Annotated in this window: 20 protein-coding genes, 3 tRNA genes and 1 pseudogene; 9 read left to right on the forward strand and 15 right to left on the reverse strand. The window is 73.3% G+C overall.

Annotated features, from left to right (window positions below; genetic code table 11):
- Nucleotides 1–254: 254 nt before the first annotated feature.
- Entirely contained in the window at nt 255–650 is a 396-nt protein-coding gene (locus ACLQ14_RS11040) for a hypothetical protein (protein WP_425812900.1), read from the reverse strand.
- Between the two features lie 232 nt (nt 651–882).
- Here ACLQ14_RS11040 and ACLQ14_RS11045 point away from each other — a divergent pair, with 232 nt between their 5' ends.
- The 5 genes and pseudogenes from ACLQ14_RS11045 to purM all read left to right on the forward strand — a co-directional run bounded on the left by ACLQ14_RS11045 (nt 883) and on the right by purM (nt 9,669).
- Nucleotides 883–3,732, forward strand: coding sequence for an ExeM/NucH family extracellular endonuclease (locus ACLQ14_RS11045; RefSeq protein ID WP_425812902.1), 2,850 nt, complete (start codon nt 883–885; stop codon nt 3,730–3,732).
- A gap of 73 nt (nt 3,733–3,805) precedes the next feature.
- Nucleotides 3,806–4,252, forward strand: a complete 447-nt coding sequence (locus ACLQ14_RS11050) for a hypothetical protein (RefSeq protein WP_425812904.1) — start codon at nt 3,806–3,808, stop codon at nt 4,250–4,252.
- Between the two features lie 298 nt (nt 4,253–4,550).
- Nucleotides 4,551–6,797 (forward strand): annotated as a pseudogene (locus ACLQ14_RS11055) (bifunctional metallophosphatase/5'-nucleotidase); the annotation flags it as partial.
- Between the two features lie 105 nt (nt 6,798–6,902).
- Nucleotides 6,903–8,450, forward strand: coding sequence for an amidophosphoribosyltransferase (gene purF, locus ACLQ14_RS11060; protein WP_425812906.1), 1,548 nt, complete (start codon nt 6,903–6,905; stop codon nt 8,448–8,450).
- Between the two features lie 109 nt (nt 8,451–8,559).
- On the forward strand, nt 8,560–9,669 hold the full coding sequence (gene purM, locus ACLQ14_RS11065) for a phosphoribosylformylglycinamidine cyclo-ligase (RefSeq protein ID WP_425812908.1): 1,110 nt from the start codon (nt 8,560–8,562) through the stop codon (nt 9,667–9,669).
- Nucleotides 9,670–9,724: 55 nt separating this feature from the next.
- Here purM and ACLQ14_RS11070 read toward each other — a convergent pair whose 3' ends face one another.
- On the reverse strand, nt 9,725–9,925 hold the full coding sequence (locus ACLQ14_RS11070; protein ID WP_425812910.1) for a DUF3073 domain-containing protein: 201 nt from the start codon (nt 9,923–9,925) through the stop codon (nt 9,725–9,727).
- Nucleotides 9,926–10,312: 387 nt separating this feature from the next.
- Between ACLQ14_RS11070 and ACLQ14_RS11075 the strand changes: the two genes are divergently transcribed.
- Complete coding sequence (locus ACLQ14_RS11075) at nt 10,313–10,534, forward strand: BldC family transcriptional regulator (protein WP_036947462.1); 222 nt, start codon at nt 10,313–10,315, stop codon at nt 10,532–10,534.
- Between the two features lie 98 nt (nt 10,535–10,632).
- On the opposite strand, the gene ACLQ14_RS11080 is transcribed toward ACLQ14_RS11075, so the two are convergent.
- The 5 genes from ACLQ14_RS11080 to ACLQ14_RS11100 all read right to left on the reverse strand — a co-directional run bounded on the left by ACLQ14_RS11080 (nt 10,633) and on the right by ACLQ14_RS11100 (nt 11,852).
- Complete coding sequence (locus ACLQ14_RS11080) at nt 10,633–10,908, reverse strand: DUF3618 domain-containing protein (RefSeq protein ID WP_425812913.1); 276 nt, start codon at nt 10,906–10,908, stop codon at nt 10,633–10,635.
- Nucleotides 10,905–11,321, reverse strand: coding sequence for a phage holin family protein (locus tag ACLQ14_RS11085; RefSeq protein ID WP_425812915.1), 417 nt, complete (start codon nt 11,319–11,321; stop codon nt 10,905–10,907). The genes ACLQ14_RS11080 and ACLQ14_RS11085 overlap by 4 nt, the downstream gene beginning before the upstream one ends.
- Nucleotides 11,322–11,479: 158 nt before the next feature.
- A tRNA-Phe gene (locus tag ACLQ14_RS11090) sits at nt 11,480–11,552 on the reverse strand.
- Between the two features lie 53 nt (nt 11,553–11,605).
- Nucleotides 11,606–11,679: transfer RNA gene (locus ACLQ14_RS11095), tRNA-Asp, on the reverse strand.
- Between the two features lie 100 nt (nt 11,680–11,779).
- Nucleotides 11,780–11,852: transfer RNA gene (locus ACLQ14_RS11100), tRNA-Glu, on the reverse strand.
- A gap of 51 nt (nt 11,853–11,903) precedes the next feature.
- On the opposite strand from ACLQ14_RS11100, the gene ACLQ14_RS11105 reads away from it, so the two are divergent.
- Nucleotides 11,904–12,248, forward strand: a complete 345-nt coding sequence (locus ACLQ14_RS11105; protein ID WP_425813953.1) for a metallopeptidase family protein — start codon at nt 11,904–11,906, stop codon at nt 12,246–12,248.
- Nucleotides 12,249–12,292: 44 nt separating this feature from the next.
- Here ACLQ14_RS11105 and galE read toward each other — a convergent pair whose 3' ends face one another.
- The gene (gene galE / locus ACLQ14_RS11110) at nt 12,293–13,294 is read right to left on the reverse strand and encodes a UDP-glucose 4-epimerase GalE (RefSeq protein WP_425812917.1); all 1,002 of its coding nucleotides are present in this window, start codon (nt 13,292–13,294) and stop codon (nt 12,293–12,295) included.
- 68 nt (nt 13,295–13,362) lie between these two features.
- Here galE and ACLQ14_RS11115 point away from each other — a divergent pair, with 68 nt between their 5' ends.
- A complete protein-coding gene (locus ACLQ14_RS11115) occupies nt 13,363–14,169 on the forward strand; it encodes an alpha/beta hydrolase family protein (protein WP_425812919.1) in 807 nt (268 codons plus the stop codon).
- 40 nt (nt 14,170–14,209) lie between these two features.
- Here ACLQ14_RS11115 and ACLQ14_RS11120 read toward each other — a convergent pair whose 3' ends face one another.
- From ACLQ14_RS11120 to ACLQ14_RS11130, 3 genes are read right to left on the reverse strand one after another with little or no spacing between them, the layout of a single operon-like run.
- Nucleotides 14,210–14,641, reverse strand: coding sequence for a pilus assembly protein CpaE (locus tag ACLQ14_RS11120; RefSeq protein WP_425812921.1), 432 nt, complete (start codon nt 14,639–14,641; stop codon nt 14,210–14,212).
- Nucleotides 14,642–14,657: 16 nt separating this feature from the next.
- A complete protein-coding gene (locus tag ACLQ14_RS11125) occupies nt 14,658–15,422 on the reverse strand; it encodes a glycerophosphodiester phosphodiesterase (protein WP_425812922.1) in 765 nt (254 codons plus the stop codon).
- A 43-nt stretch (nt 15,423–15,465) separates the two neighbouring features.
- Nucleotides 15,466–16,110, reverse strand: a complete 645-nt coding sequence (locus ACLQ14_RS11130; protein WP_425812924.1) for a dihydrofolate reductase family protein — start codon at nt 16,108–16,110, stop codon at nt 15,466–15,468.
- Nucleotides 16,111–16,208: 98 nt separating this feature from the next.
- Here ACLQ14_RS11130 and ACLQ14_RS11135 point away from each other — a divergent pair, with 98 nt between their 5' ends.
- Nucleotides 16,209–17,153, forward strand: a complete 945-nt coding sequence (locus tag ACLQ14_RS11135; RefSeq protein WP_425812926.1) for an alpha/beta fold hydrolase — start codon at nt 16,209–16,211, stop codon at nt 17,151–17,153.
- Here the strand turns inward: ACLQ14_RS11135 and ACLQ14_RS11140 are convergent.
- The 4 genes from ACLQ14_RS11140 to ACLQ14_RS11155 all read right to left on the reverse strand — a co-directional run bounded on the left by ACLQ14_RS11140 (nt 17,084) and on the right by ACLQ14_RS11155 (nt 21,086).
- Complete coding sequence (locus ACLQ14_RS11140) at nt 17,084–17,890, reverse strand: glycosyltransferase (protein ID WP_425812928.1); 807 nt, start codon at nt 17,888–17,890, stop codon at nt 17,084–17,086. The genes ACLQ14_RS11135 and ACLQ14_RS11140 overlap by 70 nt on opposite strands.
- A 209-nt stretch (nt 17,891–18,099) precedes the next feature.
- Complete coding sequence (locus ACLQ14_RS11145; RefSeq protein WP_425812930.1) at nt 18,100–19,413, reverse strand: amidohydrolase family protein; 1,314 nt, start codon at nt 19,411–19,413, stop codon at nt 18,100–18,102.
- Between the two features lie 48 nt (nt 19,414–19,461).
- On the reverse strand, nt 19,462–20,436 hold the full coding sequence (locus ACLQ14_RS11150) for a PDR/VanB family oxidoreductase (RefSeq protein WP_425812932.1): 975 nt from the start codon (nt 20,434–20,436) through the stop codon (nt 19,462–19,464).
- Nucleotides 20,433–21,086: a helix-turn-helix domain-containing protein gene (locus ACLQ14_RS11155; RefSeq protein ID WP_425812934.1), complete on the reverse strand. Its 654-nt coding sequence runs from the start codon at nt 21,084–21,086 to the stop codon at nt 20,433–20,435. The genes ACLQ14_RS11150 and ACLQ14_RS11155 overlap by 4 nt, the downstream gene beginning before the upstream one ends.
- Between the last annotated feature and the right edge of the window lie 145 nt (nt 21,087–21,231).

Consider the following 21,231-nt stretch of genomic DNA (forward strand, 5'->3'; position numbering starts at 1 on the left):
ACGCCGTCGCGGTCCGGATCATCGACTCCACCTGACCGACCGCCCGCACCAGGTCACCGATCGTCTCCGCACGCTCGACCCCCGTCGCGCCCAGCACGCCGCCCGGATCCACGCCCCGCGGCCCAGGGCGCGGCGCAACCGCCACCCCAGAACCCGCCCCACGCGCCGCCGTCGTCATGCCCCCAGTCAACACCGAGCCACTGACATCCCCTCGAACACATGTTCGAGTAGGTGAGGCGACGCTTCGGCGTCGTTCAGCCGACCGGACGAGGTACCGCGACGACCTGGACGTCGTCCTCGTACACCACCCGCCCGGGGTCGCGAGTGTGTCGCTCGGCGCATGCCACGCCGTAGCGGTCGAGCAGAGCGCCGTACTCGCGAGCCTTGGCGACGAGCGGCGTCGCAGAGGCCCTGAACCAGGCCTTGGCGCCTGGGTTGACGTCCCGGTCGTACACGAGCGGGTCGACGCCCGACGGGTCGAGGTAGGCGGCGTCGCACCAGTCGTTGTTGCGGCGCCACCAAACCTGATCTTCGAGCGTCAGGAACCCCGCGCGTGCGAGCCCGTTCGCCAGCCCGAACACCCCGGGGTGGTGCCCGCGTCGGTTCGGCTCGACCGCCTCGAGCCGCACGAGCTCCAGACCCTCACCCATGACGGTCGACACTAGCCCGCCGGTCCCGCTGCCAGACCTGAGCCTCCCGCGTGCGGAACCGGCCGCCGTCGGGCAGCGTGTGGCGCGGGGTGACGCCATGTTCACAGCCCGTTCACGACGGCGACACGGGCGTGCTCTGGGATGACGACGACGTCCGCAACCCGGTCGTCGTCGTGCGGCCCGGCACCGGCCGGGTACGCGAGGCACCAGCTCGACACACCGAGGAGTCAGCGTGGACGGTCAGCACAACTGGAGGAGGGTCGCCGCACTCACAGCGGCCGCGGCCCTCGTGGTGTCGGGTGGGGGAGCGGCGGCGTGGGCCGCGTCCGGGGGTGGCGACGACGGCACGACGGCGGACGCCGCGGCCGCCTCGCACCTCGTGATCTCCGAGGCGTACCTGTCGGGCGGGAGCGCGAACGCGCCGTACACGACCAAGTTCGTCGAGCTCTTCAACCCCACGGGCGCCGCGGTCAGCGTGGACGGCTGGTCCGTCCAGTACCGGCCCGCGACGGGCACGGGGGCGTCGACGTCGACGATCTCGCTCACCGGGAGCGTCGCGGCCGGCGGCCACTACCTGGTCGCGGGCGGGTCCAACGGCGCGGCGGGCGCCGCCCTCCCGACGCCTGACGCGTCCGGTGCGGCGCTCAACCCGTCGGGCTCGGCGGGCACGATCGTGCTCGCGTCGACCACCGACAAGCTAAGCCTCCCCACGGGCTCGGTGACGGGCGACGCCGCGACCGCGGCGCACGTCGTCGACCTGGTCGGGTACGGCACGTCCAACACGTACGAGGGCCACCCGGTCACGGGCCTGCCGGCCAACACGACGCCGAGCTCGCTCCAGCGCGCAGCCGGCACGGACACCGACGACAACGCCGCCGACCTCGCCGTGGGCTCGACCGTCACCCCGCAGAACACGGGCGACGACACGACCCCGACCGACCCGCCCACGGACCCGCCGACCGACCCCGGCACCACGGCCACGATCGCTCAGGTCCAGGGCACGACGGACACGAGCCCGTACGTGGGCAAGACGGTGACGACGCGCGGCGTCGTGACGGCGGCCTACCCGACCGGCGGCTACAACGGCCTCTACATCCAGACCCCCGGCACGGGCGGCGACCTCGACCTCGCGACGCACACGGCGTCCGACGGCCTGTTCGTGTACTCGACCAAGGCCGCGGGCGAGCTCAAGCCGGGCCAGTACGTCGAGGTCACGGGCACGGTCTCCGAGTACTCCGGCCTGACGGAGCTGTCCGCGACCACCTGGTCCGTCCTGCCCGACGCCGTCCCCGCGGTCAAGCCCGCGACGGTCGCCTTCCCGCAGTCGGGCGCCCAGCGCGAGAGCCTCGAGGGCATGCTGCTGGCGCCCACGGGCCACTACGTCGTCGCCGACAACTACGACACGAACTACTACGGGTCGTTCCTCCTCGCGGCCGGCGACAAGCCGTTCGTCCAGCCGACCCAGGCCGGTCGCCCGGGCAGCGCCGAGGCCCAGGCCGCCGTGACGGACCGGGCCGCGCGCGGCGTCGTCCTCGACGACGGCGCGACCACGAACTTCTCGACGGCCGCCAACTCGGGCAAGCCGCTGCCGTACCTCACGGGCGGCAAGCCGGCCCGCGTCGGCGCACAGGTTACGTTCACGACGCCGGTCGTCCTCGACTACCGCTACGACGCCTGGGCCTTCGAGCCGCTGGCCCAGCTCACGCCCGACGTCGCAGCCGCCGTCCAGCCGGTGACGTTCGAGAACACGCGCACGGACGCCCCGAAGGTCGCGGGCACGCTGCACGTCTCGAGCTTCAACGTCCTCAACTACTTCACGACGACGGGCGACCAGCTCACCGGCTGCCAGCCGTACACCGACCGTGACGGCAACCCGGTCACGGTCAAGACGGGCTGCAACGCGCGCGGCGCGTGGGACGCGGCGAACCTGCAGCGTCAGCAGACCAAGATCGTGAACGCGATCAACGGCCTCGGTGCGGACGTCGTCTCGCTCGAGGAGATCGAGAACTCGCTCACGACCGACGGCGAGAGCCGCGACGCCTCGCTCGCGACCCTCACGGCCGCGCTCAACGCCGCCGCCGGTGCGGGCACCTGGAAGTTCGTGCCCTCGCCGTCGACGGTCCCGACCGGCGAGGACGTGATCCGCGTCGCGTTCATCTACAAGCCGGCCGCCGTGCAGCCGGTGGGCGACTCGAAGATCCTCGTGGGCGCGCCCGCGTTCGACCTCGCCCGCGAGCCGCTCGCCCAGGCCTGGCGCCCGGTCGGCGGGACGAAGGCCGACGACGTCGTCGTGGTCTCGAACCACTTCAAGTCCAAGGGCGCCGACGCCTCCGCCGGCCCGGGGGACACCGACTCCGGCGACGGCCAGGGTGCCTTCAACGCGACCCGGGTCGCGCAGGCGCACGCGCTGCTCGACTTCGCGAACGGCTTCGCCGTCTCCGCGGGCACCGACAAGGTCCTGCTGGTCGGTGACTTCAACGCCTACGGCCAGGAGGACCCGGTCAAGGCCATCACCGACGCGGGCTACACCGACCTCGGCGCGACCACGGGCAAGCAGACGTACCTGTTCGACGGGTACGTCGGCTCGCTCGACCACGCGTTCGCGTCGGCGTCGCTCGCGAAGGTCGCGAAGGCCGACGTCTGGAACATCAACTCGGTCGAGCCGATCGCGAACGAGTACAGCCGCTACAACTACAACGTGTCGAACCTCTACGACACGACCCCGTTCCGGTCGTCCGACCACGACCCGATCCTCGTGGGCCTCGACCTGCCGCTGAAGGCGTCCGTCGACGTCCGGCTCAAGGCGCTCACGGCCGTGCCGTTCTGCTCGGCCGGGAAGGTCTACCTGTCGACGTCGGTCGTGGCGGGCGAGCCGAAGCACGCGCTCGACATCCGCCTCACCACCCCCTACGGCGACCAGAAGTTCACCAAGGTGGCGCCGCTGACGTCCGTGTCGCAGGTCTTCGCGACGGGCAGGGCGACGATCCCGGCCGGCACCCTCACCGTCGCCGGCTACTACTGGGACGGCGCCGGGCACTACCAGGTGGACACGAAGTCCTACGGAGCCAAGGCATGCAGCTGATGTGAGCTGAGCTGACCGCCCCTGACCAGGGCAGGTCCTGAGGTCCCAGCCGGGGCCGGTAGGGTCGGGCGACGTGAGCACCACGCCCGACCCCGCCGGCCCCGTCGAGGGTCCCGACGACGCAGGAACCGACGCCGCTGTGCCTGACGCGGCCGACGGCGTCGCCGCGGCGGACCGCGAGCCGGCGCCCGCGGCCCCCGTCGAGCAGGAGCCGGTCGAGGTCGAGCTCCCGGCCGACGCGCGGGTCGAGGCGACGGACGTCGACGTGAACGAGGCCGTGCAGGGTCGGACCCGCCGCGCCCCGCGCTACCAGAACTTCCTCAAGGCGGGGGCTCTGCTGGGTGCCGTCGTCGGGCTGTTCGTCGGCGGGTTCATGCTCACGCTCGACGGCGTGCAGCAGATCGACAAGCCCGGCGTCCTCTTCTCGCTGATCGTGATCGCCGGAATCTGCGTGGGCCTGGGCGTGGCCGGCCTCCTGGCGGTCCTCGCCGACCGCCGCAGCCTCGGGCGCCGAGCCTGACGCGACACGCCGACGTCTTCCGGGCGTCACAGTCTTGACACAGCGCCGACATGCGGATCAGGTGAGATCGCTACGCCACCCGTGCCGCTGACGTCGTGACCCAGCGTCCCGCTGCCCGGGTGGGACCGCAGGTCACCGACATGGAGGCACCGTGAGCACTGTGAGCACCGCACCCACCCCCTCGCGACGACGACGGCGCACCCGCCGCCGCGCCGTCGCCGGCTTCACCGCGGCCGCGCTCGCGGTCGGCGGGGGCTCGCTCCTCGCCGCGAGCTCTGCGGTCGCCGCCGACCCTGCAGACGCTGCCACGACGACCCTCGACCTCGTCGCCATCAACGACTTCCACGGCCGCATCGACGCGAACACCGTGGGCTTCGCGGGGACCGTCGAGCAGCTCAAGGCGCAGAACCCCGACGGCACGGTCTTCCTGTCGGCGGGCGACAACGTCAGCGCGTCGCTGTTCGCGTCGTCCGTGCAGGACGACGCTCCGACGATCGACGTGCTGAACGCGCTGGGGCTGCAGGTCTCCTCGGTCGGCAACCACGAGTTCGACAAGGGCTACTCGGACCTCACGGGCCGGATCGACGACCGCGCGGACTGGCCCTACCTGGGCGCGAACGTCTACGAGCACGGCACGACGACGCCCGCGCTGCCCGCCTACGACGTGATCGACGTCGACGGGGTCAAGGTCGGCGTGATCGGCGCGGTCACCGAGGAGACCCCGACGCTCGTCTCGCCGGCCGGCGTCGCGACCCTCGACTTCGGCGACCCCGTGGCCGCCATCAACAAGACCGCCGACGCGCTCACGGACGGCGACCCGTCGAACGGTGAGGCGGACGTCGTCGTCGCCACGCTCCACGAGGGCGCGAGCGAGGGCACGCCCGACGGCGCCACGCTGGACCAGGAGGTAGCGGCGGGCGGCGCGTTCGCCGACATCGTGACGAAGACGAGCCCCAAGGTCGCGGCCATCTTCACGGGCCACACGCACAAGCAGTACGCGTGGGACGCCCCCGTGCCCGGTGAGGCAGGCAAGACCCGCCCGATCATCCAGACCGGCGACTACGGCGAGAACGTCGGGCACGTGTCGCTCACGCTCGACACGGCCACGCACGCGGTCGAGTCGTACACGGTCCAGAACGTCGCGCGCACCACGACGCCGGCCGCCGACCTGATCGCGCAGTACCCGGCCGTCGCGAAGGTCGACGGCATCGTCAAGGACGCGCTCGCGTACGCCGACGAGGTCGGGAAGACGCCGGTCGGCAAGGTCGCGGGCGACATCACGACCGCGTACACCGGCGGCTCGTACGTCAAGGGGAAGTACACCCAGCCCGACCCCGCGAACCCCATCACGGGCCGCGACGACCGCGCGTCCGAGTCGGCGCTCGGCAACACGGTGGCGAACGCGCTCCGCGACACGCTCGCCGACCCGACGCGCGGCGGCGCCGAGATCGGCGTCGTCAACCCGGGCGGCCTGCGGGCCGAGCTCTTCAAGGGCGACGACGGCGTCATCAGCTATGCCGAGGCGAACAGCGTGCTGCCGTTCGTCAACAACCTCTGGACGGTCACGCTCACGGGCGCGCAGTTCACGGCGCTCCTCGAGCAGCAGTGGCAGACCGACGCGAACGGCAACCGGCCCTCGCGCCCGTACCTCAACCTCGGCCTGTCCGACAACGTGACCTACACGGTCGACACCCTCGACCCGAGCGCGACGCCCGGCCACCACGTGCTCAGCGTGTACGTGGACGGGAAGCCGATCGACCCGGCGGGGGAGTACCGCATCGGCACGTTCTCCTTCCTCACTGCGGGCGGCGACAACTTCCGCGAGTTCCTCGAGGGCACGGACGCGAAGGACTCCGGCCTGGTCGACCGCGACGGCTGGATCGACTACCTCGGCAAGCACCAGCCGCTGTCGCCGTCGTTCGCGCGCTCGCACGTCGCCGTCGACAAGGCGCCCAAGACGACCCGGGCCGGCGAGGTCGCGAAGGCCAAGGTCTCGAGCGTGAACCTGACCTCGCTCGGCGCCCCGCGCAACACGTCGCTCACCGAGTACCTCGTGCCCTCGGGCGCGGCCTTCGAGCCGAAGAAGCCCGGCACCTCGCTCGGCACGGCGCCGGTCACCGCTGCCGGCGTCGCCAACCTCGCGGTCACGGTGCCGACGACGACGAAGCCCGGGTCCTACGACCTCGTGCTCCTCGTGCAGCCCTCGGGCACGGTGGTGCGCCTGCCGCTCACGGTCAAGGCCCCGCTGCCCGCCGTCGTGACGAAGGCGCCCACGGCCGTCCCGTTCTGCTCGGGCGGCCAGGTGTACCTGAGCACGTCGGTGGTCAACGGCGAGGCGGACCAGAAGGTCGACGTCCGGCTCACCACGGCGTTCGGCGACAAGAAGTTCAGCGGCGTCGCGCCGTTCACGTCGGTCTCGAACGTCTTCGCGACCGGCAAGACGTCGGTCGACGCCGGCTCGGTGACCATCGCCGCGTACTACTACGACGGCGCCGGCCACTACCAGACCTCGACCAAGGCCTACCCGGCCAAGACCTGCAAGTAGCGCTGTGGGCATGCGTTCTGCTGCTCGGGACACCCCTGAAGCAGCAGGACGCATGCCCACACACCGCGGCCGGCTCCTTCACATCTGCTGTGTCACACTTGATGCGTGGCTCCCCGCGCAGATGGACGTCTCAACCACGATCTGATGCCAGGCGAGAAGGGCCCGCAGGACGCTTGCGGGGTCTTCGGCGTCTGGGCACCCGGCGAAGAGGTCGCCAAGCTCTCCTACTTCGGTCTGTACGCGCTGCAGCACCGTGGCCAGGAGTCGGCCGGCATCGCGACCAGCAACGGCGAGCAGATCCTCGTCTACAAGGACATGGGACTGGTCTCCCAGGTCTTCGACGAGACCGCGCTGAACGCACTCACCGGGCACATCGCCGTCGGGCACTGCCGCTACTCGACGACGGGCGGGGTGACCTGGGAGAACGCTCAGCCGACCCTGGGCCCGACGGCGTCGGGCACGATCGCGCTCGGGCACAACGGCAACCTGACGAACACCGCGGAGCTGGTGAACCTCGTCGCGGAGCGGTACGGCGCGCAGCGCCGGGGCGAGCTCGCGCGGGGCAACACCACGGACACCGCGCTGGTGACGGCGCTCCTCGCGGGCGACGCGGACCACACGCTGGAGGCGACGGCGCTCGAGGTGCTGCCGCGTCTGCGGGGCGCGTTCAGCCTGGTCTTCATGGACGAGCGCACCCTCTACGCGGCGCGCGACCCGCAGGGCGTCCGCCCGCTGGTCCTCGGCCGGCTCGAGCGCGGCTGGGTGGTCGCGTCGGAGACGCCGGCCCTGGACATCGTGGGCGCGTCGTTCGTGCGCGAGGTCGAGCCCGGCGAGCTCATCGCGATCGACGCCGACGGCCTGCGCTCGACGCGGTTCGCCCCGGTCGAGCGCGCGGGCTGCATCTTCGAGTACGTGTACCTCGCGCGGCCCGACACGTCGATCAACGGGAAGTCCGTGCACGCGAGCCGCGTGGAGATGGGCCGCGAGCTCGCTCGTGAGCACCCCGTCGAGGCGGATCTCGTCATCCCCGTCCCCGAGTCGGGGACGCCGGCCGCGGTCGGGTACGCCCAGGAGTCGGGCATCCCGTTCGGGCAGGGCCTGACCAAGAACGCGTACGTGGGTCGCACGTTCATCCAGCCGTCGGACACGCTCCGGCAGCTCGGGATCCGGCTCAAGCTGAACCCGCTGCGCGAGGTGATCCGCGGCAAGCGGCTCGTCGTCGTCGACGACTCGATCGTGCGCGGCAACACGCAGCGTGCCCTGGTCCGGATGCTCCGCGAGGCGGGCGCCGCCGAGGTGCACGTGCGCATCAGCTCGCCGCCCGTGAAGTGGCCCTGCTTCTACGGCATCGACTTCGCGTCGCGCGCCGAGCTCATCGCGAACGGCCTGAGCGCCGACGAGATCGCCGCGTCGCTCGGCGCCGACTCGCTCGGCTACATCTCGATGGAGGGGCTGATCGCCGCGACGGAGCAGCCCGCCAGCCAGCTGTGCACGGCGTGCTTCAGCGGCAAGTACCCGATCGAGCTCCCGCCCGCCGACCAGCTCGGCAAGCACCTCCTCGAGCAGGACGTGCTGCCCCTGGGTGCCCCGGAGGACGGCCTGCTGTCGCTCTCCGTGGGTGTGGGCGGGTCCACGGCGCTCGACCACCCGTGACCTTCGGCCCGTTCCCCTCATGTCCCCCGGGACGTCCTGTCGTCCTGCCGGTCCTGCCGTCACGACGACGCCACGACAGCCGACCTTCCGACACCCCTGGAGATCCCCTGTGACCGATGGTCTGACCTACGCCGCCGCGGGCGTCGACACGGAGGCCGGCGACAAGGCCGTCGAGCTCATGAAGGACGCGGTGCGCCGCACGCACGGCCCCGAGGTCCTGGGCGGCGTCGGCGGGTTCGCCGGCCTGTACGACGCCCGTGAGCTGACCCGCTACCGTCACCCCCTGCTCGCGACGTCGACCGACGGCGTCGGGACGAAGGTCGCGATCGCGCAGGCGCTCGACGTGCACGACACGATCGGCTTCGACCTCGTCGGCATGGTCGTCGACGACATCGTCGTGGTGGGCGCCAAGCCGCTCTTCATGACGGACTACATCGCGTGCGGCAAGGTCGTCCCCGAGCGGATCGCCGACGTCGTCCGCGGGATCGCGGCGGCGTGCGAGGTGGCCGGCACGGCGCTCGTCGGCGGCGAGACGGCGGAGCACCCCGGGCTGCTCGGGCCCGACGAGTACGACGTCGCGGGCGCCGCGACGGGCGTCGTCGAGGCGGACGCGCTGCTCGGCCCGGACCGGGTCCGGCCCGGCGACGTGCTGATCGGGCTCGCGTCGTCCGGTCTGCACTCGAACGGCTACTCGCTGGTGCGCGCGGTCGTGAAGCACGCGGGCTGGGAGCTCGACCGGCACGTCGACGAGTTCGGCCGGACGCTCGGCGAGGAGCTGCTCACCCCCACCCGCGTCTACGCGAGCGACTGCCTCGCCCTCGCCGCGGACGACGCCGCGCAGGTGCACGGGTTCACGCACGTCACGGGCGGCGGCCTCGCCGCGAACCTGGCCCGTGTGCTGCCGTCGGGGACGCTCGCGACCGTCGACCGCGCGTCGTGGGAGGTTCCAGCCGTGTTCCGCACCGTCCGCGACCTGGGCAAGGTCCCGCAGCGAGACCTCGAGAACACCCTGAACCTCGGCGTCGGGATGGTCGCGATCGTCGGCGCGGACGGCGTCGACGCGGCGCTGGCGCGCTGCGAGGCGCTCGGCCTGCCGGCCTGGGTGCTGGGGACCGTGGAGCAGCACGACCCGACGTCCACGGCGGGGGAGGACCTGGTCACGGGGACCAAGGGCGTCCACGCCGGTGCGGTGCGGATGGTGGGGAGCTACCGGGGGTGACCCACCGGGGTGACGCCGTCCACCGAGCGGGGGGCGGCGTCACCGACGGAAGGTGTCAGCGCTCGTCGTTCCAGTCGTTGTACTGATCCTGGAACTCGTCGTCGTTCGACTCGAGCCTGGAGTCGGTGGCGACGTCGGTGTTCGAAGAACTTCCGCCGAGCTCGCGTTCGAGCGCGTGGTAGTTCGTGTCGGGGCTGTAGTACTTCAAACGACGAGCGACCTTGGTCTGCTTCGCCTTCTGACGGCCGCGTCCCATATGGCTCGACCCCCTCAACGTGAAAGCCAGGGCAGGCGACGCGCAGACGCGTGCGGCCCTGGTGATGTCTCGTCTGTTCCAGTGCACAACGGTACATGGTCAGGGGCCGTTCCAGCCACTCGCGGGCCTGGCGGGTCGCTCCGCGCGTGTCTGGCCCGGGGGATTCGGCAGGAGAAGGGCGGGTGGTCCGTGGCGTCCGGGTCGCTCGACGTGTCGGACATCACGCACGCGCGCCGTTCCTCCCGCTCGCGGCCTCTCGGCTCATTTCACCCATCGCCCGAGTAGTCGACTTTGCGCGGACTGTCATCATGGAAGGGAGATGTGGCGTCGTGCAGAGGGCGTCCGGCAATCCGCCGGACCGTGCGACGCCCGGTGTGGAGGTGGAGCATGACTGCGCACGGCATGCAGGGCGAGCCCGAGGTCCTCCTGACCCCGGCCGAGGTCGCGAGCCTCTTCCGTGTCGACCCGAAGACGGTCACCCGGTGGGCCAAGGCGGGCAAGCTCTCCTACATCCGCACGCTCGGCGGCCACCGTCGCTACCCCGAGGCCGAGGTGCGTGCGCTCCTGGGTGCCGCGACGACGTCGGACGACGACGCGAAGAAGGACTGAGGCGACGACGGACCGAGGTGGCACGGCCGGCGTCGCAGCCGGCCGCGCCCGCCCGGGCCCTGCGCCCGCGCCGCGCCCGGCGTGCCGGGGAGACGGCGTCAGCGCCGGCGGAGCGCGGTCCGCGCGCCGAGCGCGAGGACGGCGACGCCGACCCCGACGAGGACCTTGACGTTGCGTGCCCGGCCCGCCTGACGCGGCAGGCCGTCGCCGGTGAAGAGGCCCGCGGTGTCGGTCGCCGCCTGCTTGGTCGACGCGGCGAAGCGCGTGGCCTGCGCCCGGGGATCGAGGTGTGCCGAGAGCTCGTCGACCGTGCTCGCGAGCTCGGCGCGGGCCTGGGCGAGCTCCTCCTGGAGCTGGGTCTCCTTGGTGCTCATCGGGCACCACCTCCCTTGAGCGCGGCGATGTCCTGCTTGAGGCTGTCGACGGTCTCGTCTGTCTTCGGGATGCCCCGTTGGACGGCCTTCACGCCGACGAACGCCAGCGCCCCCACGATGATCAGCAGGCCGGCCGCCGTCAGGAGCGCGGCGAGCCAGTCGACGAACACGTGGGCGAGGCCCAGGTACCCGGCGAACACCAGGTAGACGAGGATGAAGAAGCCGAGGACGCCCGCGACGACGAGCAGCGCGATCCCGATCCCGGCGTTCTTCGCCTTCTCGACGAGCTGCGCCTTGGCGAGCTCGATCTCGGTGCGTGCGATGCGGGTGACCTGCTCGGTGGCCTTCTCGACGAGCCGCCCCAGCGACGCCCGCTGCTCGGAGGCCGGTCGGCCGTCGTCCCAGTCGCTCATGCGCCCTCCTTCGATGTCCCCCGCAGGGCCGTCGACCAGCTGTCGACCTGCGCTGCGGGGCCAGTCCGAGCCTATCGACTGTGCAGGTCGGGCGCAGGCTAACCACAGGCCGGGGGGACGACGAAGGACCCCCGGGATTCCCGAGGGTCCTTCTGAGGTGGCTCCGACCGGCGTCGATCCGGTGACCTTTCGATTTTCAGTCGAACGCTCTACCAACTGAGCTACAGAGCCCTGACGGAAACACCCGGACGCGTCCTTCGACGTGACCGGGTGTCGCTGCCGAGCGACCCTGACGGGACTTGAACCCGCGACCTCCGCCGTGACAGGGCGGCGCGCTAACCAACTGCGCTACAGGGCCTGGTGGTGATCCGCTCCGTGAAGCGAACCGAGAGGATCGTATCCCACCGAGGCGCCGATCCCGAAATCCGGTCCCGGCCCCGGAGAACGACCTGCTCGCGTACCCCCAACGGGATTCGAACCCGTGCTACCGCCGTGAAAGGGCGGGGTCCTAGGCCGCTAGACGATGGGGGCTCAGGGACGACGGCAAGTGTAGCGGGCTGGGAGGATGGCCGGGTGGTGGAGATGACGCGCGCCGAGTTCGAGGACGCCGTGCGCGACGCGCTCGACGAGATCCCGCGGGACCTCGCCCGCCAGATGGACAACGTGGTGGTGCTCGTCGAGGACGACGCGCCCGCCGACGACCCGGAGCTCCTCGGCCTGTACGAGGGCACGCCGCTCACCGAGCGCGGCTCCTGGTGGGCGGCGGGCGCGCTGCCCGACCGCATCACGATCTTCCGCAACCCGACCCTCGCCATCTGCGACGACCGGGAGGACGTCGTCGAGGAGGTCGTGATCACCGTCGTCCACGAGGTCGCGCACCACTTCGGCATCGACGACGAGCGCCTCCACGAGCTCGGCTGGGCCTGAGGGAAGGGCGGCTGCAGAGGCCTGGAGGGGGGTGCGGGTGGCTCTCAGCCGCGGTGAGCGCGGCGCGCGTCCCAGGCCGACCGCACCATCTCGTCGAGCGTGTGCCGCATGGCCCAGTCGAGGTCGCGGGCGGCCGCCTCGCCCGAGGCGACGATGCGCGCAGGGTCGCCGGGGCGCCGGGGTGCGACCTCGGGCGTGAAGTCGATGCCCGTCACGCGCGCCATCGCGTCCATGATCTGCCGCACGGAGACACCGTCGCCGGAGCCGAGGTTGTAGACGGGCGCGAGCTCGCGGCCGGCCTCGAGCGCCTGCGCGGCGGCGACGTGGGAGACCGCGAGGTCGGCGACGTGCACGTAGTCGCGCACGCAGGTGCCGTCGGGCGTCGCGTAGTCCGTGCCGTTGATGCGGGGCGTGCGGCCCTCGAGCAGTGCGTCGAGCACGAGCGGGAACAGGTTGTGCGGGCTGGTGTCGTACAGGTCGGGGGAGCCCGAGCCCACGACGTTGAAGTAGCGCAGCGAGGTGTGGCGGAACGGCGTGCCGCCCGTGGCCTCGGCCGCGCGGCCCTCGTCGGCGAGCAGCCACTCGCCGATGAGCTTCGACTCGCCGTACGGCGACTCGGGGTGCGTCTCGGTGGCCTCGGTGACCAGGTCGACGTCGGGCGTGCCGTACGTGGCCGCCGACGACGAGAAGACGATCCGCGGGACGCCGGCCTGGGCCATCGCGTCGAGCAGGCTGACCGTGCCCGTGACGTTCTGGGTGTAGGTGTGCCGGGGGCGCTTGACGGACTCGCCCGCGTACTTGAAGCCCGCGAGGTGCACGACGCCGGTGACGCCGTGGTCGCGCATCGCCGCGACGAGCGTCGCGGTGTCGAGGATCGACGCCTCGACGAACGGGACGGCGGGGAGGTCGCCCGCGCCGTCGGGCACGAACGCCCGGTGCCCCGACGACAGGTCGTCCACGACGACAGGCGCGATGCCCGCCTCCGAGAACGCGCGCACCACATGAGAACCGATGTAGCCGGCACCGCCGGTCACGAGCCACGTCATGCCCGACACGGTATCCGACGAGGTCGGGGGGCTTCCGTGCCCGCCCTGCCTCTGGTTCACTCGGACCCATGACGTGGAAGCGCTCCCACCGTCGGCGCCGCACCGCTGCGGCCGGCGTCCTCGCGGCCGTTCTCGCACTCGCCGCGGGCTGCTCGTCCGACGACGACGGAGGGGACGGCCCGGCGTCGTCGCCGTCGCCCAGCGCGACCCCGCAGCCGCAGGTGGGCGCGGCCTGCCCGGCCGACGCCGCGGGCGGCACCCAGGTGCGGTTCGGCGAGGACGACTACCTCGGCGGCGTCGTCATGGGGTCCGGGACGACGGGCATCGTGCTCGCCCACGAGTACCAGTCCGACTCCTGCAACTGGCTCCCGTACGCCAAGGCCCTCGCCGCGAAGGGCTACACCACGCTCGCGTTCGACTTCGCCGGCAACGGCGGATCGGTGCTGGGGCCCGGGACGCAGAGCAACGACGCCGACGTCGAGCAGGCCGCGGCCTACCTCAAGTCCCACGGCGCCACGAAGATCGTCCTCATGGGGGCGTCCATGGGCGCCGAGGCGTCGCTCAACGACGTCGGGGAGGTCGCGCCCGAGGCCGTCGTGTCGCTCGCGACGCCGCTCAACTTCCTGAACGAGGCCGTCGACGCCGCCGGCGTCACCGTGCCGGTCCTGCTGATCGCGGGCAAGGACGACTCGAACGGAGGCTTCGCGGACGCCGCCCGCATCGTCGCGAAGCAGGTTCCGAGCAAGGACAAGACCGTGAAGATCGTCGACTCGTCGGAGCACGGCACCGGCCTGCTGCGGTCGGCGCAGAGCGGGACCGTCGAGAAGAGCATCGAGGCGTTCCTCGCGACGTACGCGCCGCCGACGACGTCGTGACCGCGGTCCCGGCCGGGCGTCGTCGGGCCGGGGAGGGGCTTCAGGCCGCGGCGGCGCGGACCAGCGTGAGCAGCGCCTCGGCGTACGCGTCGGAGGGGTCGACCGCGGTGAACGACTGCGGGCCGGCGGGCAGGGCGACGTCGACGGTCCAGCGGGCGGTCGCGTCCGAGCCGTCCTCCGCCGCGACCCGGCTCAGGGAGCGGAACGTGCCGCCCAGCAGGTCGCGGAGCTGGTGCTCCGCCGGGAGCCACAGGGCGTCCTCCAGGGCCACGGAGTCGAGCGCCCACTCCGTCGTCCCGTTGAAGCCCAGGACCGAGCCGGTCTCGTAGCGGTGCTCCTCGATCGTCATCTCCGAGACGGTGAACACCTGGTCGTCGAGGCCGTCCGCGTCGAGGGCGAACCGGTCGCCGTCCAGGGGCGTCCAGCGGACGCCCGCGTCACGCAGGGCACGGGCCAGGGAGCGAGAGATCATCGGCCCAGTATCGCCGCTACTCGGAGCTCGCAGGGCCGACGGCGCCCGGTGTCAGCGCGCGCCCGTCCAGCCAGCCCCGCAGCCGGTCGGGCTGGTTGGTGATCACACCCTCGACGCCCGCGGCCGCGACCGCCGTCCACGCGACCGGGTCGTCGAGCGTCCACGGATAGACCTCGAGCCCCGCGTCGTGCAGCTCGCGGACCCGCGAGAGCCGCTCGCGCAGCAGCCGCTTGGAGGGGTTGCAGGCGACGACGCCGAGGTGCCGGCAGGCGCGCACGACGTCCGGCGTCCACAGCTCGACGAGGAGCGCGCGGGGCAGGTCCGGGGCGGCGTCGCGGAGGGCGCCGACCGTGCGCCGCCGGAAGCTCTGGAAGGTCGCGCGCGACGCGAGCCCCGCGGTCCGGACCGTGTCGGTGACCCGCCGCGCGTCGTCGGCGGACCACAGCCCCTTGAGCTCGACGAGCACCCCGACGGACGCGTAGCGGGCGACCAGCTCGAGCACGGCCGCGAGCTCGGGGACCCGCTGGCCCGCGAACACGGGGGAGAACCGCGTGCCGGCGTCGAGCGCTCGCACCTCGGCGAGCGTGAGGTCCTTGACGCGCCCGGTGCCGTCGGTCGTGAGGGTCACGTCGCGGTCGTGGATCACGACGAGCGCGCCGTCGCGCGTCCGGCGGACGTCCAGCTCGACCGCGTCCGCGCCCACCCGGCAGGCGGCCTCGAACGCGGCGAGCGTGTTCTGCGGGGCGACGGACGAGTTGCCCCGGTGGGCGACGACGCGCATGTCCCCAGCCTGCCGCCTTTCGTGCGTCCCGGCGAACCGCGGGTCAGCCCGCGACCGACCGGTAGGTCGGGCGCCCGGCCGGGCGATAGGTCGTCACGACGATCCCGCTGCCGGTCCGGCGCACGTCCCCGAGCGTGAACGCAGCGCTCGCGGACCCCGTCGGGAACAGCCGCTCGCCGCGCCCCAGGACGACCGGGAACGTCAGCAGGCGCAGCTCGTCGAGCAGCCCCTGGGCGACCAGCCACGCGACGAGCGTCGGGCTGCCGTGCACCTGCAGCTCGTCGCCGACCGGCGACGGCGGGGCCTCCTTGAGCCGCTCGACGGCGGCGCGCACGTCCTCGCCGTCGCGGCCCACGACGTGCGTCCCGGCCCACGTGGGGTCGGTGAGCGTCGTCGAGACGACGTGCTTGGGCAGGTCGTCGAGGCGCTGGGCGACGACGTTCGTGACGCCGCCGACCTCGCGCGGCGCCGTCGGCCAGTAGGCCGCGAAGATGTCGTAGGTCCGGCGGCCGAGCAGGAAGCCCGCCGCGCGCCCGAACACCGCGGTGATCACCTCGTTCATGCCCTCGTCGGCGTAGGGGGCGAGCCAGCCGCCACGGTCGAAGGCGCCGCTGCGGTCCTCGTCCGGGGCGCCCGGCCCCTGCACCACGCCGTCGATGGTCTGGAACATGGTCGCCGTCAGCCTCATAGCGCCCCAGCCTCCCGGGTGAGGCCGCGGGGCGCCAGGGGGCACGGGTCACGGGTCGGTCACGGGCGGCGAGCCGCCGGTCCGCTACCTTGAGGTCGGTGAGCACGCGCACGGGCATCGACTGGGCGGCACCCGTCCCGGGTGCGCGCTACCACGGCGTGCGCGTCCCCAGCGGCACGCTCGCGGCCGTGAGCCTCGCCGCCGACCCCGAGGCCGTCGACGCCGGCGGGGCGCGCGGCGGCCGCGTCGTCCTGCTGCCCGGGCTCACGGGGTCCAAGGAGGACTTCGCGCTCGTCATGCCGCTCCTCGCGCGCGCCGGCCTCGACAGCGAGTCGGTGGACCTCGCCGGACAGTACGAGTCGGCGTCCGCCGGGCCGCGCGGCGTCGCGTCGGCGGGGGCGAGCCCGTCTGCCTCGTACGACTACCCGCTGTACACGGGGGACGTGACGGCGATCCTCGAGGCCGGGGAGCCCGCGCACGTCGTCGGGTACTCGTTCGCGGGCGTGGTCGCGCAGCTCGTGGCGGTCGCGCGGCCCGACCTCGTCCGCAGTCTCACGCTCGTCTCCACGCCCCCCGGCTACGGCAACGGGTTCCGGGGCGTGTCCTGGATCGGCTGGGCGTCCGGGACGTTCGGGCCGCGCGTGGCGGCGTCGCTCATGCTCTGGGGCGTCCGGAACAACCTCAACCGGGTCGACGACGACCGGCTCGCGTTCGTCCGGGCCCGGCTCGGCGCGACCCGCCGGGACAGCGTCGACGACACCATCGCCCTCATGATGGCGATCCCCGACGTGCGGGACGCCGTCGCGGCGCTGCCTGTGCCCAAGCTCGTGGCGGTCGGGCGGCACGACCTGTGGCCCGTGCGGCGGCACGCCCGCTTCGCCGCGAGCATCGGCGCCGAGCTCGGGGTGTACGGCTCCGGGCACAGCCCCAACGAGACCGCGCCCGCCGCTCTCACCGCGGACCTGGTGCGCCTCTACCGAGCGGCGCCGTCGTCCGGCGAGGGCGTGACGCCCGTCGAGGACCCGGAGGGCACGCCGGGCTGACGACGGCGCCACGCGCGCCGCTCCGCGCGGTGGCGGAAGGGCCGGGACTCCGGCCAGCAGACGCGGACCGTCGTCACGACCCACCGCAGCCGGCGGCCGAAGCTCGACCACGAGTCGAACGGCCGCGCCGACACCCCGACCACCCAGGCGTCGTCGTGCACGACGCGCATCCACGGCCGCACCTGGAAGCTGAGGTCGAGGTCGTCGTGGATGTCGGCGCGGTCGCGGTGGACCAGGTCGCGGAGCTCGCGCCACGCCTCCCGACGCATCGCCATCGACGAGCCGAACAGCGGCGGGTGCCCCAGGTACGGGCCCACCACGGCGTACAGGCCGCCGAGGTACCAGTGGTCGCCCATCCAGTTGACCACGCGCCGGGGTCCGTAGAACCGGCCGCGCCCCGTGAGCAGGTCCGGGGCGTCGGGGCCGGAGAACCGGGCGACGAGGCGCTCGACCCAGTCCCACGCCGGGAGCGAGTCCGCGTCGAGGCGGGCGATCACGTCCTCGGTGGCCGCGTCGTACCCTGCCGCCGACGCCGGCCAGATCCCGTGGACGGGCTGCGTCACCACGGTCGCGCCGTGGGCCCGGGCGACGTCCGCGGTGTCGTCGGCGGAGTCGTTGTCGACGACGATCACACGGTCCGGGCGGCGGGTCCCGGCCTCGAGCGCGGCGAGGCACCGTCGCAGCAGGGCGGCGTCGTTGCGACTGGGGACGACCACCGCGACCGAGGGAGCGCTCACGTGTCGTGAGCCTACGGCGTCGGGCGGCGCGAACCCGGGAGGATCGGCGTGGAAGCCGCCGCTGACCAGGCGTTTCGCCCTATCCAGGTCCGTGGGCTAGTGTGTCCGACGGTGACGCGGTATCCCCCCTGCACCGCGTCACCACCTACGTCACGAAGCCCCGGTCGCAGCACGCGGCCGGGGCTTCGTCGTGCTCCGGGGCCGGGTCGTCACGCCGCCGCCGCGGGCGTGCGGGCCAGGCGCTCGCGCAGCGCCGCGACGACCTCGCGCTCGTCGACCTCGACCAGCGCGTAGTCCCGCACGACGACTCGCCCGCCGACGACGACGTGCCTCGGCCGGCGGCCCGGGGCCGCCCACAGGAGCCCCGCGACGGGGTCGGCGACGCCCGCGTCCGCCACGCCGGAGACGTCCCACACGCACAGGTCGCCGGCCGTGCCGGGGCCCAGCGTGCCCAGCCCGGGCCGGCCGAGCCCCGCCGCCGAGCCCGCCGTCGCCAGGCCGAGCACCGTGCGCGCGGGGAGCTGCGGCCCGACCAGCGCCGAGACCTGGAGCGCGAGGCGCGCGTCGGCGAGCAGGTGGCCCGCGTCGTTGCTGCCGCCGCCGCTGGTGCCGAGGCCGACCGTGATCCCCGCGTCGAGCATCCGGGCGACCGGCGCGACCCCCCAGCCCATCGGCACGTCGCAGCCCGGGGCGTGCGTGGCGGTGACGCCGGCGGCGGCCAGCCGGGCGATCTCGTCGTCCGTCACGTCGCACAGGTGGGCGACCGTCACGTCGGGCGCGAGCCAGCCCCACGCCTCGAGGAGGTCGAGAGGCCGCCGGCCGTAGCGCTCGAGCGCGATCGCCGTGTCGACCTGCTCGTTCGCCTGCGTCCTGCGGCGCAGGCCGTGCTCGCGCGCGACCTCTCCGAGCGCGCGGAACGTCGCCTCGTCGTCCGAGTGGACGCCCGCCGGCCCGACGGCGAGCTGCAGCATCCCGTCGTCGGTCACGCCGTTCCCCGGCCCGCCGCCCGGGAGGAGGGCGCGCACGATCGCGTCGGCCGAGCGCGCGGCACGGGCCGCGTCCTCGCGGGCCGAGCCCCGCACGAGCACCAGGCGCGCGCCCACGTCCCGGACCGCGCCGGTGGTCGCGGCCGCGAGCTCGACGGTCCGCTCCGCGTCCACGTCGTGCGGCCAGTTGAGGTGGTGGTCGGCGACCGTCGTGACGCCGCACAGCAGCGACTCCGCGGCGCCCACCGCCGCGGCGGCCCGATACAGGTCCGGGTCGTGGCCCGCGCCGTCGTAGGCGGCCGCCATGGTCGGCAGCCAGCGCGCCATCGGCACGCCCCGCGTCCCCGGCAGCGTGCGGAAGGCGCTCTGGAGCAGGTGGTGGTGCGCGTTGACCAGGCCGGGCGTGACGACGCACCCCGACGCGTCGAGGGACGTGGTGCTGGGGAGGCCGTCGTCGAGGAGCAGGGGAGCGTCGGCGCCCGGGAGGTCGGTCGCGGCGTCGGTCAGGACGCGTTCCGCGGAGGTGACGTGCAGCATGCGGCCGTTTCTACCAGCCGCGTGTCACGCGCTTGTGACGTGCGCGTGTCAGAGCTCGAGGACGAGGCGCGGGCAGCCTGCCGCTGCGCGCGAGACGCACAGCATCATCGTGCGGTGCTCCGCCTGCTCGTCGGGCGTGAGCACCGAGTCGCGGTGGTCGGCCTCGCCCGAGACCATCGGCGTCTCGCACGTCCCGCACGTGCCCTCGCGGCACGACGAGAGCACCAGGACCCCGGCCTCCTCGACGCACTCGAGCACCGTGCGGTCCGCCGGGACCTCGATCGTCGTGCCCGTGAGCTCGAGCTCCACCTCGAACGCGACGTCCGCGGCGGCGTCGGCGGGCTGCTCCTTGGGCTCGAACCGCTCGAGGTGCAGCGAGCCGTGAGGCCAGGAGCGCACCGCGTCCTCGACACCCGCCATGAGCCGCCCCGGCCCGCAGCAGTAGACCTGTGCGCCCGGCTCGAAGGCCGCAGGGTTCCCCAGCAACGCGTCGAGGTCGGCCCGGCTGCCCTCGTCCGCGACGTGCAGGACCACCCGGCCCGGGTGCTTGGCGGTCAGCTCGTCCGCGAACGCCATCCGCGCGCGGCTCGACCCGCCGTAGTGCAGCACCCACGCGGTGCCGGCCGCCTCGGCCGCCGCGATCATCGGGAGCATCGGCGTGATGCCGATCCCCCCGGCGACGAGGACCGCGGGCGCCGCCGCGTCGAACACGAAGTGGTTGCGCGGCCCCCGGGCGGTCAGCTCGTCGCCGATGGCGAGCGCGTCGTGCACCCAGGCCGACCCGCCCCGGCCAGCCGGCTCGCGGAGCACCGCCACGGTCCACGTGCGGGCGTCGGACGCGCCGCACAGCGAGTACTGGCGCTCGACGCCGGCGCCCGGGAGCGTGAGGTCGACGTGGGCCCCGGGCTCCGCGGCGGGCAAGGGCGCGCCGTCCGCGGCGGCGAGCGTGAGGGCCACGACGCCGTCGGCGAGCTGCTCCTTGGCGACGACGACGACGCCGCGCGCGACGTCCGCGGCGCTCACCGGTGGCTCCGGTCGCGTCGGCGCCGGGTGGGCGCGTCGAGCCGGGGCTTCTGCTTGACCACGATCAGCCGGAACAGCGAGCCGTCCGCCGAGCGCCACCGGTGCGACGTGCCGCCCGGGTAGTAGGCCGAGTCCCCGGCGGCGAGCTCCGAGACGCCGTCGTCGCCGAGGTCCAGCACCACGCCGCCCGCGACGACGTAGAGGAACTCGTCCTCGTCGTGGACGTAGTACTCGCCCGGGTCGGTGTTGGCGCCGACCCACTCGAGGGGCTCGAACGCGCGGGCGCCCCGCACGAGGAGGCGGGCCTCGCCCTGCGAGAACGGGCCGCGGGCGCCCTCGGTGGACCGCAGCACCCGGGGGCGTCGGTCGTCCGGGTCGGCCTGCTGCGGGTCGCCCGCGGCCAGCAGCTCGACCTGGCTGGTGCGCAGCGCCTGCGCGATCCGCTCCAGCGAGACCATGCTCGGCCGGGTGTGCCCGCGCTCGAGCTGGCTGAGGAACGAGTGGGACAGGCCCGTGCGCTCGGCGACCTGGATCAGCGTCAGCCCGTGGGCGCGGCGCAGGGCTCGCATGCGCTCGCCGACCCGGCGGGCCTGGTCGTCGAGGACCCGCTCCGGGGGCGGCGCGGCTGGGCTGGTGACGGCGCTAGACATCGGACCTCATTCCTGGACCGTAACCGCGCCGTCTCCGTTCGAGGCGAGCTGTCGATCACTCTTTACACGCGCGGCCCGACGCGTTACGCGGCCGAAACGCGCGCTCCGTAGCGTCGCCGATGTTGATCCCATCAACATCCCAGGG

The organism is Luteimicrobium sp. DT211, assembly GCF_049844995.1.
Lineage (GTDB): Bacteria > Actinomycetota > Actinomycetes > Actinomycetales > Cellulomonadaceae > Luteimicrobium.